The 15,403-nt window shown below is 61.4% G+C and carries 7 protein-coding genes; 3 read left to right on the top strand and 4 right to left on the bottom strand.

Going from position 1 to position 15,403, the window contains the following annotated elements:
* Positions 1-33 precede the first annotated feature (33 nt).
* From AC3I65_RS20830 to AC3I65_RS20815, 4 genes are all read right to left on the bottom strand, one after another.
* Entirely contained in the window at positions 34-2,847 is a 2,814-nt protein-coding gene (locus tag AC3I65_RS20830; protein WP_488524119.1) for an RHS repeat-associated core domain-containing protein, read from the bottom strand.
* 65 nt (positions 2,848-2,912) lie between these two features.
* Complete coding sequence (locus AC3I65_RS20825; protein ID WP_047227112.1) at positions 2,913-5,720, bottom strand: RHS repeat domain-containing protein; 2,808 nt, start codon at positions 5,718-5,720, stop codon at positions 2,913-2,915.
* A 3-nt stretch (positions 5,721-5,723) separates the two neighbouring features.
* On the bottom strand, positions 5,724-10,181 hold the full coding sequence (locus AC3I65_RS20820; protein WP_488524118.1) for a SpvB/TcaC N-terminal domain-containing protein: 4,458 nt from the start codon (positions 10,179-10,181) through the stop codon (positions 5,724-5,726).
* A gap of 356 nt (positions 10,182-10,537) precedes the next feature.
* Positions 10,538-12,061 carry a fumarate hydratase gene (locus tag AC3I65_RS20815; protein ID WP_047227110.1) on the bottom strand — a complete coding sequence of 508 codons (1,524 nt, stop codon included), beginning with the start codon at positions 12,059-12,061 and terminating at the stop codon, positions 10,538-10,540.
* A 467-nt stretch (positions 12,062-12,528) separates the two neighbouring features.
* Here AC3I65_RS20815 and AC3I65_RS20810 point away from each other — a divergent pair, with 467 nt between their 5' ends.
* From AC3I65_RS20810 to AC3I65_RS20800, 3 genes are read left to right on the top strand one after another with little or no spacing between them, the layout of a single operon-like run.
* Positions 12,529-13,635 carry a GGDEF domain-containing protein gene (locus AC3I65_RS20810; protein ID WP_047227128.1) on the top strand — a complete coding sequence of 369 codons (1,107 nt, stop codon included), beginning with the start codon at positions 12,529-12,531 and terminating at the stop codon, positions 13,633-13,635.
* The gene (locus tag AC3I65_RS20805) at positions 13,628-14,563 is read left to right on the top strand and encodes an iron-sulfur-binding ferredoxin reductase (RefSeq protein WP_076383668.1); all 936 of its coding nucleotides are present in this window, start codon (positions 13,628-13,630) and stop codon (positions 14,561-14,563) included. Before AC3I65_RS20810 ends, AC3I65_RS20805 begins: the two co-directional genes overlap by 8 nt.
* A 28-nt stretch (positions 14,564-14,591) precedes the next feature.
* Positions 14,592-15,341 carry an enoyl-CoA hydratase-related protein gene (locus tag AC3I65_RS20800; RefSeq protein ID WP_047227108.1) on the top strand — a complete coding sequence of 250 codons (750 nt, stop codon included), beginning with the start codon at positions 14,592-14,594 and terminating at the stop codon, positions 15,339-15,341.
* Positions 15,342-15,403 lie beyond the last annotated feature (62 nt).

The raw sequence follows: 15,403 nt of genomic DNA, 5'->3' as shown, positions 1-15,403 counted from the left end.
CGTCTGCCTACGGTGATGTGCCTCGCTCCGGCGTTATCGGAGCATGCTTTGTGTCTTCCTCAAGCGGCCGATGGTTGCTTCCATCTCCCTTCTCAGGCTTTGAGGCGTGTCGCCACTGGACTGGCCGATTACTTTGCTGAGCGGTCGGTAGGTATTGACTGCGTCAAGTTCCGCCTCGGCAAACAGCGTCTCGATGTGGGCCATTTGTGCGTTCAATATTTCCACCATGCCGTTGATGTGCGCATCTGCCCGAGCGATTTTCTCCTCGGTCAGTTCATGGCTTGCGGCGCCAATTTCATGAATGATCTCAATGGTTCCCAAAACAATGCTGGTCACGGCTCCTATTTCGCTAGAGGCCACGGTTCCTGTGGCTTTCAGCGCGATCTTGGTGCCAGTGCTGGTCACTTCCTTTCCCGCTTTCAGGACGTTTTTCTGGGTGGGCGCGCTGACGGCGTGGGCCAGATCCCGGGCTTTTGCCTTGGCATAGTGAAAGAGGTCAAGATTCTTGTATTCGCCTTTCTTGACGATTTTTTCAGGGTCCAGTTTCCGGCTCTTGAAGTTGACCGCTGCGCTCAGGCTCAATCGTTCCAGCGCATAATCCAGGCCAACGCTCACCGCTTTGCTGGTGACGAACCCCAGCGCGGCGCCCATGACGATGCCGGGTGGTCCCGCCACGCTGCCCAGCGCCGCGGCGCCGAAGCCTACCGCGAGTCCCGTTCCGTAGCTGACAACCTGTGCACCGACGTGACTACCCACACGTACCGCAGAGGCCTGGGCGTGCGCTGTTGCCGAGCGATGGCTGGCCAGTTGAGTTTGCGCTTCGCTGGCTCTGCGTGAAGTCAGCTTCATGATGTCCGTGAACTTTTTGATCTCCCTGTCCAGCCGGTTATAGTTTTTCCAGCGTTGCCAATAGGCTGCGCTCTGCGCTTTTCTAGCGTCTCTCTGCGCCGGGGTCTCTAGTATCAACCCTTGGTAGTCGGTCAACGTCATCGGGTTATTGCCGACAAATCCATACAGATTCAACCCATCCACATCCCCCGCCGGGTCCGCACTGACCCAGCGCTGCAACCACGGGGCGTAGTAACGCGCGCCGTAGTAATACAGCCCGCTGCTGTCCATTTCCTTGCCTGAATAACGAAGGGTCTTGTAGTCGACTTCAATTCTGGAACGAGCGGCGTGCCAGGCGGTGCCGCCAAAGGGGTAGTAGTGCTCGAGGCTGATCAAGGCGCCGTGACGGTCCAGCTCCAAGGTGCTGGAACCCAAATGATCGTCGAGGGTGTAGCGCAATTGGTCGGCTTCGATGTCGCTTGGCTGGCCGGCTTCCCAATGCAGGCAACGAACACTGCCATGGGCCAATGCACAGGTGACCACGTGCAGTTGTTCGCCGTGGCTGCTGGTGCGGATTTCAAGGCCTGGCAAATATCGCGTTTCGTGGCGAGTGCTGGCGGTGGTGTGGGTCTTGCTGACCCGTTCGCCCTGGCTGTAGAGGCAGGTTTCGTCATCGTTCAGCAACCCGTTGTCGCGTTTGAGCAACGTGACTTTAGTGAGCTGGTCGCGGGCGTCCCACACCAGCGACTGCGCGCCGCGTTGCAGGTAAAGCTGGTTGCCATGGGCATCGAACAGCGCGTCGAAATCCGGCTCCGGATCGCCTTCGGTCCACTGCACGCCTCGGTTGCTGTGAGGGTCGATGCGCAGTGTCCGGGTGTGATTGTTGCCGTCGCGAACATGGCGCAGTCGGGTCAGGTTGTGGCTGGTGTCGTAGTCATACAGCTGGGTGTAGTTGAAACGGTGGCCGGGGGCGATGGGGACGATCGGCTCGGGTAAGCCGGGATGCAGCTGAGGTGTCTCGCCCTCGAAACCGCTGGCGCTGATCAAACGGTAGAGCGAGTCGTAGGTGAAGTCGCGATGACCGTCTACGCGCTGGTTGGCAAAGTACAGGGGGGCGACGGTATGGTCTTCGATACGCAGCACATTACCCATGGGGTCATGGAAGTACGTCAGGTTCTGGAGCAGGGCTTGTCCGGGTTTTCCGGTCTTGAGGGTGCTCAGTTGATCGTTGGCCGGGTCATAGGTCCAGCGGCTGGTCAAGCCGTTGGCCGTATCCTGGCGCTCGATCTGGCCCGCGGCGTTGTAGCGGGCGTCCAGCAGAATGGGTTGTGGCGTGTCCTGGTCCCTGAGTTGCAGGTCCACCTGTTTGAGTTGCCCGCCGATGTCCAGCCGCAAGTAATGCCGGTGGCCGGCGGCGTCGGTCTGGCTCACGGGCGTGCCAAGGGCGTCGAGGGTCTGCTCGCAGATGTGGGGGATGGCATCGGCAAAACGGCGGACCTGGCGTAACGGTTCGCCCGTCAACCCGTAACTGTCCAGCTGCACCGTGCCGGAGGGATCGCTCTGCTCAAGCAATTGCCCGCGCAGGTTGTAATCGGCATCAGCCATGGCATCGGCGTAGATGAAGGTGTCGACCTCGGCCCGGCCGTTTTCCTCCAGGGCTATCGGGCGCAACTGAGGGTCATAAGTCACGCGCCAATGATGGGCGCGTTGATCCCAGCGCTCGCGGGACTCACCCGCCAGGCCCGGTAATGTCAGGCGCCATCCGGCATCGACGCTGTCGGTATGCAGCGGCTGACCGGTGAGGCTATGCAGCGTTGTCAGGTTGGGTTTGGGCGCGTGACCGAAGAGGCGAGGGTCCCACCGCTCGACGAGATGGCCGATGCTCTTGTGGTGCTGGCGCGATATCAGCGCGACGGCGGGCGTCGAGGCCTGGTTGCGCAAGTAAGTGGTTTGCCGCACAGGCAAGCCACGGCCATCCACGGCAACGACGTCTGGAGTGCGCAAATGCACGGTACTCATGGGGCTCTGGCCTCCAGAGGGGTGTCAGTCTGAACCTTGATGCACGAGGAGCCGCGCTGCCTGGATCACGTGGTCATCCATTTCGGGCGGCCCTTGCCATGGCCGACAGGATGCGCATGCCAACTCGCCCACAAATTGTCCGTCGTGCCCATTTCCTTGTAAGCGGTGATTCCCTGCTGCGCGGCCTTGATGTTGGCCAGGGTGGCTTGGGTTCTTTTGCGCAAGGCGGCGCGACTGATCGGTGCCAGGGCTTCCTTGGACGTCATGAAGTTAACGTTGGGCAGCAGGTCTGCGGGGGAGATGACATCGGAGCCTAACGCATCGAAAGCATTTTCGGCCCAGGCAGCGCGTTGCTCCACAGCCGTTTTCCAGTCGGCGAGTAGCGTTTCGATTTTGCCGATCTTGACGGGGTCGAGGCGGTTTTTGATGTCTTCGCCCTCGATGGCCCGGGCGAACATATTGAGTGTGCCGCCGATGATCGGGATCCACGAACCCATCACCCGGTTCATCACAAAACTGGGGTTGAGGACTGAGTTGAGCGCCGGGTGGATCACCTCATCTTTCATCTGCCGCCAGTTCTTGATGTCTTTAACCGCACCCTCGATACCGAGTCTGCGATCGATCGCCTCAACGGATATTTTTGAGGTCTGCGGTATGAGCGCGCCCACCAACCCTGCGCTATTCACGAACGGACCGGCGATCTCGCCGGCCACATCGCCGCCGACGTTGCCACCGATCAGTCCACCCGTGGTGGTGTAGGGGGTTGTGAAAGGGGCATCAGGCAGCACCAGATCGACCACCTCGCCACCCAGCACACCTGTCTCATAGCCGAAGACGCCTTTGACCAGCTCTCCCCCCAGATTCCCCATCAGGCTTCTAAACACGCCTTTTTGCTGGATGATGTTGTGAAGTTGCCCGAGCAGTCGGCTGGACTCTCCACTGAGTTCGGAGAGAAAGCCTGAATAAAGCACGATCACGCTCTCGGCTTTTGCCTGCCCGTCCGTATCCACATAACGCAGTGGATTGTTGGCCACGAACGCATACCTGTTCAGCCCGTCCACATCCCCTGCCGGGTCGGCACTGACCCAACGCTGCAGCCACGGCGCGTAGTAACGTGCGCCGTAGTAATACAGCCCGCTGATGTCCATTTCCTTGCCCGAATAGCGCACGGTCTTGTAACTGACCTCTACGCCGGGACGGGCTATCAGCCACGCCGTGGCGCCGAACGGGTAATAGCCTTCGTGACTGATCAGTTGCGCATGCTGATCGAGCTCCATCATGTTTGAGCCTGAGTGGTCCTCCAGGCTGTAGCGCAACTGATCGGTGTCGATATCTGCCGGCTTGCCCGTTACCCAATGCAAGCAGCGGACGTTGATCAAGCCCGCGTCGAGGATGATGATGTGCAGTTCTTCGCCATTGTCCCGGGTGCGGATCTCCAGGCCCGGGAGATAGCGCACGTCCTGAAAATGGTCGCGCTTGGCGGTATGGGTTTCGTGACGTTTGTAGACCCGGGTCCCTTGGCTATAGCGGTAATGTTCCTGGTCATTGGCGGCGTTTTCGCGGTCGATCAGGGTGACCGCTGCCAGTTGATCCCGAGCGTTCCATTGCAGGTTCTGCCCAGGCTGCAATGCCAGGAGATTGCCATGGCGATCGAACAGTGTGTCGAATGACGGGGCAGGATCTCCAGGCTGGTATCGCACCCCTCGATTGCTGCCCGGGTCGATGAACATCTGCCGGGTGTAGCCGGCACCCTCACGCACATGTGTGAGCTTGGTCAGATTGCCGCCCTCGTCATATTCATAGGTTTGCAGGTAGTTGAGCCGGTTGTTGGGGTCGGTTGGCTGGGGCAGGCCAGGTATATCCGAGGGCGGGCCATCGTCGTAACCGCTGGCACTGGTCAACCGATAGAGCGAGTCGTAGCTGAAGGCACGATGGCCGTCGACTCGTTGGTTGGCGAAATGGGTAGGCGTATAGGTATGGTCCAGAATGCGGGTAATGTTGCCCATCGGGTCGTGGACATATTCGAAGTCCACCAGTGCGGTGGCCGGGTTTTTTTGTGAACGTTGTCTGAGCAGGCGAGCGCTGGCCGGGTCATAGCTCCAGTGGCTGATGACGCTGTTGCCTGCGTGCTGTTCGATGATTTGCCCGGCGGCATTGTATTGGGCATCGTGCAACACCGTCTGCCAGTCGGTTTGCCCCTTGAGTCGCAACTGCACCTGCTTGAGCTGCCCGGCCAGATCGTAGCGCGACTGTTGCTGGTGTTCACCGGCATCGGTCTGCTCAAGGATAGCCCCCGAAGGCCCGAAGAGACGACGGCTGGTAAACACCTTGCTGTCGTGAAAAATACGCGTCTCACATAACGGCAGGCCGACCAGGCCATAGCTGTCCAGAAGCACAGTACCCGAGGGGTCGACCTGCTCGAGCAACCGACCGCGCAGGTTGTGATCGGCATCGGCCGTGGCGTCGGCGTAGGTGAAGGTGTCGACGTCGGCCTGGCCGTTTTCTTCCAGGGCCACCGGACGCAGTTGGGGGTCGTAGGCAATACGCCAATGACTGCCGCGTTCATCCCAGCGTTGCAAGGTTTCACCCGCCAGGCCCGGTAATGCCAGGCGCCATCCGCCATCGACGCTGCGGGTACGCAGCGGCTGACCGGTGAGGTTGTAGTCGTTGCGCAGGTTGGCCGTGTCCGTACCGTAGAAACGTGGGTCCCATCGGGCGATAAGGCGCCCGGCGACGTCATACGCCTGGGCCGTGACCATAGTTTGGGTGTCGTCGTTCGGCGATCGGCGCCAGTAGTCCACTCGCCTGACCGAGCCTGCTCGTGCGTCAAGTACCGACAGGACCGGTGTACCGCCATGAGTTAGCCTGCTCACTCGTCAGCTTCCCGGGTCCGTGTCGTTGTAGTCGTGGTCGCACAAGTACCAGGGATGATGCACATGCCAGGCTTCATAGCCCTTGGCATTGATGACCTTGACCAGGCGTCCTGGTGGATCGTAGAACTGCTGGTCGTGGTAGCCGTGCAGACGCAGCGAGGCGTCGTTGATGTAGCGCCAGGCGTCGGCGAAATACGGCCGATAGACCCGCGTGACCAGTCCCTTGTTGTTGTACTCGACCCGTTCGCTGACGCGCCAGCGCGGGTCGGCCAGGTGCTGCAACGGTTGCCCGTTCTGTAGCTCCAGCGAGCCGTCCTCGGCCACGGCATAGGCCTCCCCGGGTTCGACCCGCTGCTTGGTTTGCAAGGTGCGGCCGAATCCGTCGATGGCGCTGAGGGTGATGCGGACCTGTTGCAATGGATCGTCCGGGTAGCGATCGGCGCTCAGCACGACGCTGTGAACCGGCTCTCGGGCCGTGGCCTGGATCAGCGTCCACAACTGTTCTTCGGCGGCGCTGCGTTCGGCCAGCCGCGCCAGGTGAATGCGTGCCCTGGCGCGGACATGGCCGCTGGGCATCAAGTAGCGGGCGCTGATCCACTCGTTGCGCTGCGCAAGGGAGACTTGGGCGAGGTCAAGCGCGCCCATCCAGCTGAACTCGTCGGTGCGCACGGCACTGGCGATTCTGCCCAGGGTGGCTTCGGGGTGTTCGATGGCATAAGCCGGTGTCAGGTCGTCGGGCAGCTCGTAGGTGTCGATGGCATCGAAGCCTGCCGGCAGGCCATTTTCGCTGCCGAAAAACGTAATGCCCAAAGGCACGCCGTCGGGGCCATACAGCGCTTGCTGCACGTTGTCGTTGGCGTCGATGATGCTCTGCGGCAACAGCGAGTGATAGTCGTATTCGATCTGGGTCGTACAGCCGTCCGGCAGGGTAATGGCGGTGGTCATCAGGTGATAGGCATCGTACGTCAGGGTCGTAACACCATGACTCTGGGTTTCTTGCAGGGCGTTGATCTGGAAGAAGCCATCAAGCGAGTGGTAGGTGGCAAAACCGCTCTTTTTCGACCAGAGGTTTTCGGCGGTGTCTTCGTCCGGATCTTCAGGCAGAAACAGCGGCATGGGCTCAAAGCCGATTTCTTCCAGTTGCCCGCGGATGTCGAACGGCGGTGGCACGGCGTCGTAGGCGTCCAGTGCCTGCTTGTCGAACTCGGCCGTCTCCAGCGGGCCGAGCAACGCCTGGAAGGCAATATCGCCTTGGTCGTCACGCAGGTAGTTCTGTTCCTCAAGCGCAACCAATTGCCGTGCGGCTTGCCATTGCGGGGAGTCGTGATGTGCGAGGAAGGTTTCATAGCTGATCTGGCGAGGGTTGAGGCCTTGCGGCAGTTCGCCCTTGGGGCGATGCAAAGCGTTGGCTCGACTGCGCCAGGGCAGGCCCAGGCGCTGACGCCACCCGGTTTCGTCGAACAGGTGCAGGTGCTCGGCCCGGCTCTCGACAAGGTGGAACACCTGCTGCTGCTCATCATGGGCATCGAGCCACCAGGTGTTCTCGTCTTCATCGTCGAAGGGAGGCGGATCGAGCGGCGTAAGGCGTCGGGCGTAATGGACGATGAAGCCGTGAACAAGCTGGCCGTAGAGATTCCATTTCAGATTGATGCCGTGCTGGCTTTGCGGGTCATTGGTAAAACCGTCGTATTGATGGCTGAGCGCCTCCAGTTCCAGTACCAGCAGGCTTTTGTGATGGGGATGGTGCTGGCGCAGCAGATAGCGTTGTTGCGTCACGGTGTAGGGCCGGGCCGTATCGTCCGATTCGGCGGGATGGATTTCTGTGCGTAACACCTGGCCGCCCAAGGCATAAGCCATATCCCGGGCGGTCTCAGGGTCGGGCACGATAATCTCGTCGGCCTCGTCGCCTTCATGAAAACAGCTCAACAGCGCCGGGCCAAGCGGCACGGCGTCATCGTCGCCGTCGAAACAGTCCTTCAGAGGCTGGTTGACGGTTCGGCCGGTGTGGAACCAGGTCTTGACCAGTACCGGCGCGGTAAAGCCGCTTTGCACTTCAGCGTCGGGCAACTCGCTGTCCACCTGGTACAACCGAGCGAAGCCCCGGAACTCACGGTGATAGCCGTCGTAGTCGCCCTCGAAATAGGTGAAGCGCTGGGTCAGGCAATTGCCGGTGATTTCATCCAGCTGTTGCTGACGTGCCAACAACGGCAGGGCCATGGGCAGATAACAGTCCAATTGCTCGCCCTGCGCCCGGCGCTGTTGTTTTTCATCCAGCCAGTATTGCGCACTGCTGCGATAGGTCAGGGTGGTGCTGCAGCCCATGTTGTTATGGGTGGCGTTGAGCAGATAGGGCCGCGCCGCGACGAAGTCATAACGCCAATGCCTGGGCTTCATATCGGGGGACATGTGAGGCACGCTCAGAATCAGACTGGCGCAACCCAGCCCCTGCAGATCGGCCAGGCTGACCTGGCACAGATTGTCGTACCGCACGCCCACCGGCCATGGCACCTTGACGGGTGTTTGCTCAAGGCCGTTGCCGCCGTGGTTGAGGTAAATATCGAAACAGTCGCTGTTAAGGTAGATCAGCGCGGGCGCTCCAGCTCCGTCCAGATCGGCGATCCGCACCCGGTCAGCGTCGAATTGGCCGTAGCTGAAGGGCAGGGCGCTCATGACAAAACCTTCGCCGAAACGCCCGTGACCCAGGTTCGGCCAGCACTTGATTTCATCGAAGCGAATCCGGCACAGCTCGGTGCTGTCGCTGCCCAGCAAATTGCCGAACAACACCAGTTCGCTGCGCGAGTCGCTGAACAATGGCAGGGGGCTGTCCGGTTCATGGGGCACATTCACCCCCGGTGCGAACCCCTGCTCGCGGAGATTGGGGTACAACCGAACGCTTTTGGGCCCGACCATGGCCAGTGAGCGTAAACCGTCGCCGGTCAAATCGCCCAGTTGCGCGGCGGGGTGCAGGAACTCCGTCGGAAAACGATCAAACGGGGTGAAGGTCGACCAGCTACGGTCCGGGTTGAGGGTATGGAAGCCGCTCATGCCGGGTTGGGCAATGACCCAATTGAGGCGGCCGCTGCCGGTCAGGTCAGTCAGCACCTGCATCACGGCCGGGTTTTGGCTGGCGACCGGGATACTGTCCAGGCGAGACCACGGGCCATAACCGATGGCATCGTCATCGGGCCCGGCGCGCTCAGGCTCGCGGTAGTACCAGGCATCGGTGTAACGGCACAGAAACCCCGGCAGACCTTCGCCATACAGGTCCACGCATTGGTAATGCCGGTTGCCTTCGAGGGCGGGCATTGTCTCCAGATCGAAGAATTTTTCGGGTGTCAGGTTGAGGTCGAAATCGGTGTACTGCAATTCCACCGGAGGGCTGTAATCGACACCGCCTTCAGCGTCCCAGTCCTGATAGTGGGCGGCTGTCAGCAGGCTGTAACCTAGCGCAGTGGCGGTGTATTCCAGCACCAGCCGCCGGACCAGGGCAGGTTCAGTATCGGCCGCGGCAGGGAAGTGGTGGAACATCAACACCTGATGACACAAACGCCGCGTGCCGACCTCAAAACCGTATCGATAGGTGTGAAACGGGTCGCTGCGTAGCAGCCAGGGCGCCTCTTCGGGGGCTTGCCAGGAAGGTTGTTGCGCAAGATCGAGGGTGCGTTGCCCATAATCGAACAGCAGATGAAAGTGCCAGTTGCGCTGGGCCGGGTCGGGCTCTTCGAAGCAGTACAGGGTGTCACTGGCGCTGGCGTTGCCATAGCACACCCGCCGCAGGTAGCGCTGGGCGCGATAGTCGTGGGGGCCGTCCAGCGCGCCGGGGTCGGCTTGGTACTCATAATAGATGTGCTCGCCTGCCGGGCTGACTTCTTCGAGCAACAACCATTCGGCGATGCGTGGCGGTTTTGGGAGATCGGGCTCGGGTTCGGCTTCAGGTTCGGCAATGCGCGACGCGTCGGTTTTACCGTAGCAATACACATGGCCGTTGCTGCCCTGGACACGCCAGAAGGGTGCCTGGCCGTCGGTGGGTGTCCACAGCTCATAAATATCGAAGCTGCTTTCAGTCTTGGGGTAATAACGCACCACCGAGCACGTTGCACTGCCGGGGCCCGCCAGGGGGCGAATGAGCGGTTCGGCGTTGAATTCGGGCCAGCGGTCAACCCCATCGGCGTCGACCATGACATCCTCATCAGCGTAGTGCGGCACACCTCTGCTGGTTTTGCGCGTGATGCTGGCGATGGAAAGCTGCATGCCGATGCCGAAGATGCCGTTGCCGCCCTGGCTGCTGTAATTCAAGGTCAGCGCCGGCGTCAGGTGGCGGGCGGCGGACAGGGGTAACGGCAGTTCAAAAGAACTTGCCCCTCGCGTACCGACAGGGCCGAGGCTGTTACCGAGGGTGGCGATAGAAGCACTGCCGGCGATGGTCGGGGTCACGATCTGGAGGGGCGCTTGTTCTGCCATCGGGATCATCTCTGTTAGCCGACGCCAGGGCGAATACCCGGCATGACTTCAGGATGCCAAGAGATGGTCATTGGGTAACCTGTCAGATCTGACAGGTCGACGGGCCTGCCGATGAACGGCTCTACTCACGCCCGGCGGGGAGCATTGTGTGGGAGGCTTGGCTGAACATAGGTCGGGGTCCACTGAAGATCCAGTGTGGGAGCAAAGCTTGCTCGCGATGACTGAGGCACATCCAACATGGATACAGGCTGACCCATCGCTATCGCGAGCAGGCTCGCTCCCACAGTTTTTTTGCTGATAAAAAAGGCCGGTGGGTTTGTCGCCCACCGGCCTTTTTTACGGCGTCAACGTGCGCGTTACTGCACTTCTACCGCCAGGCTGTCGCTGATTTTCTTCTGCCAGATCGCCGGGCCGGTGATGTGTACCGACTCGCCTTTGCTATCGACCGCAACGGTCACGGGCATGTCCTTGACCTCGAACTCGTAGATCGCTTCCATCCCCAGTTCGGCGAACGCCAGAACCTTGGACTTTTTGATCGCCTGAGCCACCAGGTAAGCGGCGCCGCCGACGGCCATCAGGTAGACCGCCTTGTTGTCCCTGATCGCTTCGATAGCGGTCGGGCCGCGTTCGGACTTGCCGATCATACCCAGCAGGCCGGTCTGCTCGAGGATCTGGCGGGTGAACTTGTCCATCCGCGTGGCGGTGGTCGGGCCGGCTGGGCCTACCACTTCGTCGCCTACCGGATCGACCGGGCCGACGTAGTAGATGAAGCGGCCCTTGAGGTCCACCGGCAAGGTTTCACCCTTGTTCAGCATCTCGACCATGCGCTTGTGCGCCGCGTCGCGACCGGTGAGCATCTTGCCGTTGAGCAGGACGGTTTCGCCCGGCTTCCAGCTCTGCACGTCTTCAGGTGTCAGGGTGTCGAGGTTCACGCGGCGCGCCGACGGACCAGCTTCCCAGACGATTTCCGGGTAAGCGTCCAACGGTGGTGCCTCCAGCGACGCCGGGCCGGTGCCGTCCAGCACGAAGTGGGCGTGGCGGGTGGCGGCGCAGTTGGGGATCATGCACACCGGCAGGGACGCGGCGTGGGTCGGGTAGTCCATGATCTTCACGTCGAGCACGGTGGTCAGGCCACCCAGGCCCTGGGCGCCGATGCCCAGTTGGTTGACCTTCTCGAACAGCTCCAGGCGCATCTCTTCGATGCGGTTCTGCGGGCCGCGGGCCTTGAGTTCGTGAATGTCGATGGACTCCATCAACACTTCCTTGGCCATGACGGCGGCTTTTTCCGCAGTGCCGCCGATGCCGATACCCAGCATGCCCGGTGGGCACCAGCCGGCGCCCATGGTCGGTACGGTTTTCAATACCCAGTCCACGATGGAGTCGGACGGGTTGAGCATGGCCATCTTGGACTTGTTCTCGGAACCGCCGCCCTTGGCCGCCACGTCCACTTCCACGGTGTTACCCGGAACGATGGAGTAGTGGATCACCGCGGGGGTGTTGTCCTTGGTGTTTTTACGCGCACCAGCCGGGTCGGCGAGGATCGACGCGCGCAGGACGTTTTCCGGCAGGTTGTAGGCGCGACGCACGCCCTCGTTGATCATGTCGTCCAGGCTCATGGTCGCGCCATCCCAACGCACGTCCATGCCCACGCGCACGAACACGGTCACGATGCCGGTGTCCTGGCAGATCGGCCGATGGCCGGTGGCGCACATGCGCGAGTTGATCAGGATCTGCGCCATGGAGTCACGGGCCGCTGGCGATTCTTCGCGCAGGTAGGCTTCGTGCATCGCCTGGATGAAATCCACGGGGTGGTAGTAGGAAATGAACTGCAGGGCGTCGGCAACGCTCTGAATCAGGTCATCTTGCTTGATCACGGTCATGAGTCGCGCTCCTCTCTAAAGACGGGAACATTCAATAAGGTGCCGTCCGTTTGGGTGCATCGGTCGACGGACGGCACCTCTTAAGGCACGCCGGGCATGCTGGCGCGACACTAAAAAGGCGCGGCAGTATATCGCAGGCGAGCACCCTGTGGGAGCGAGCTGCCTTTGTGGCGAGGGGATTTATCCCCGCTGGGCTGCGCAGCAGCCCTGAAAGTCAGTCACCTCGGTGTGTCAGGTTGTTTGCCTTCAGTCATTTTGGGGCTGCTTCGCAGCCCAACGGGGATAAATCCCCTCACCACAAGAGGACCAGCCAGTCTCGAACAACTGCGTCAATTTAGGCCATTGCTTTGACGCCATTTTTCTGCTCCAGAATTGAATGGTCATTTGCCCTGCACGCCACTAAAGTGGCGTCTGGCCTGTAGCGTAGGACGCCTCCTGTCAGTTCCTTTCCCATGGTGAGTCAACGATTGACCCATAACGCCATTCAACGTCTTTTGCTGAAACGCTTCGCCTTGGCGGCCGCGACTTACGCGCTGGCACTGGTGTTGTTGTGGTTGGCATATTTCAGTGGTCATTACCTCGATTCGTTGCGCGATGTCATCATCGGCAGCGTGTTGGTGGTGTTGTGCCAGGCAGGGCTGTTCGCGCTGTTTATCACCGACCGCAATCTGCGGTTCGCCGACCCCAGTCTTACTGAAATACAGGTACTGATCGGCCTGGGCTGGCAGACCTGGATGATGGCGCATCTGGACCAGGCTCGGGGCGTGTTCCTGGTGTTCTATGTGCTGATCCTGCTGTTCGGGCTGTTCCACTTGTCCCGTCGGGCTTTCGTGCGCTGCGCGATGCTGGTGTTTTTCAGTTTCACCGCCATTACCCTCTGGGACGGTTACTTCTTCAGGCTTCCTGACCCCACGCTGGCCGCGTTACAGGTGTGCGTGCTATTTATCGTGCTGGTGTGGCTGGTGCTCTATGCCAGTTACGTACAGAACTCGCGCCAACGCATGCGTCAGCGGCGGTTTGCCTTGCAGGCACATCAGGACACCCTGCGCGGCATGATGCGTCAGCTCGAAGATCTGGTGGCCACGGATGAACTGACCGGCTTATTCAACCGCCGGCACTTCCTGCGCCTGGCGTCCCGTGAGCTCAACACACTCCGGCCCAATGTTGCCCATGGCCTGGCCCTGATCGACCTCGACCATTTCAAACGCATCAATGACCTGCACGGCCACGCCGCCGGTGATCAGGTGCTTCAGGCGTTCGCCAGCATCGCCACGGCCTGCCTGCGCGAAGGTGATGTGCTGGCCCGTTACGGTGGCGAAGAGTTCGTCATGCTGCTGCCGGCCTGCGACCCCTCGCGGCTGACGGCCTGTTGCGAGCGGCTGCGCCTGGCATTTACTGAAGTCGAGTTGATCGGCTTGCAGATCGGCTCCCTCAGCCTGTCGGTGGGCATGACGATGCTGGAGACCGGCGACGACCTGGACAACGCATTGCAGCGCGCCGACCAGGCCTTGTACCGTGCCAAGCGAGACGGCCGCAATCAGTGCGCCGCTGCCTGGGAGAATGTCGATGCCTGAAGTAAAAGTCGCCGACCGGCAGTGGACGGTGGCGGCGGGCAGCAATCTGTTGGACACGTTGAATCAGGGCGGCGTGGCCGTGCCCTACAGTTGTCGCGCCGGCAGCTGCCATGCGTGTCTGGTGCAGTGCGTGAACGGTGACGTGCGCGACAGTCGGCCCGACGCCTTGAGCCCCGCGCAGCGCGAGCAAGGCTGGCGGCTGGCGTGTCAGTGCCAGGTGATCGAGGATGTGCAGATCCACACCTTTGACCCGCAACGCGACGGCCGTGCCGCCCAGGTGACCGCCGCGGATTGGCTGAGCCCCGACGTGCTGCGCTTGCGCATTATTCCTGAGCGGGCGCTGCGTTATCGGGCGGGCCAGCACCTGGTGTTGTGGGCCGGCGATGTCGCCCGGCCGTATTCCCTGGCGAGCCTGCCCGAAGAAGACCGCTTCCTGGAGTTTCATCTCGATTGCCGCGAGCCCGGCCAGTTCATCAATGCGGCGCGACAGATGAAAGTGGGCGACCCGATTTTTCTCGGTGAATTGCGCGGCGGCGCCCTGCATTACGATCCCGAGTGGCACGATAAGCCGCTGTGGCTACTGGCGGCCGGCACTGGCCTGGCACCGTTGTTCGGTCTTTTGCGCTCAGCCCTGCATCAGCATCACCAAGGCACCATTCGTCTTATTCACGTAGCCCATGATGCCGCCGGGCACTATCTGGCCAAACCCCTGGCAGCGCTGGCGGCCAAGCATCAACACCTCACCGTGGAGCTGCTGACCACGGCCGAGGCGCCGTCTGCGTTGGCGCAACTGCGGCTTGTTTCCCGGCAAACCCAGGCCTTACTCTGCGGCCATCCCGACCGGGTCGAGGCCTTTGCCAAGCGCCTCTACCTGGCTGGCCTGCCGCGTAATCAACTGCTGGCCGATGTCTTCCTGACCCGTGGTTGAGCGCTGATCTTCAGACGCGAGACCGACCATGACCGATACCCTGCTGCTTGAGCGCGAACGCGGCCTGTTGACCCTGCGCCTCAATCGCCCGGAAAAGAAAAACGCCCTGACCCGGGCCATGTACAGCCAATTGGCCCAAGCCCTGGCGATGGCTGACGCCGACCCGCAGATCAGCGCGGTGCTGATCTGCGGGTCTCATGATTGCTTCACCGCCGGCAACGATATTGTCGACTTTCTCGAACAGCCGCCGGCCGATCTCGACAACCCGGTATTCGAATTCATGCTCAGCCTGCTCGATTGCCGCAAACCGGTGATCGCCGCCGTGGCCGGGCCGGCGGTGGGCATCGGCACCACGTTGCTGTTGCATTGCGACCTGGTCTACGTCAGCCGGGACGCGCGGCTGCGAACGCCGTTCGTCAACCTGGGGTTGTGCCCGGAATTCGGCTCCAGCTTGATTCTGCCGAGGCTGCTCGGCCAGGCCAGGGCTGCGCAGTTGCTGCTGTTGGGCGAGGGCTTGAGCGGCGAACAGGCGGCAGCCTGGGGCATCGCCACCGAGGCGCTGGACAGTGGCGAGGCGGCGTTGGCCAAGGCGCGGGACGTGGCACTGCGCTTCGAATCGCTGCCGGCTGAGGCGGTGCGCATCAGCAAACAACTGATGAAGGCGCCGGATCGGGAACAACTGCGCGCCGTGATCGAAGAGGAGGGCAGGCTATTCACCCAGCGACTGCGCTCGCCGGAGGCGGTGGCGGCGCTGTCGGGGTTTATCAACAGGCATTAGTTTTGTAGCGCATGGGCTGGCCTCATCGCGAGCAAGCTCGCTCCCACATTGGGTTTGTGTTG

The sequence above is a fragment of the Pseudomonas sp. N-1-13 genome (genome assembly GCF_057787095.1).
The sequence above is the reverse complement of the archived record's forward strand: the minus strand, read 5'-3'. Positions and strand labels throughout refer to the sequence as shown.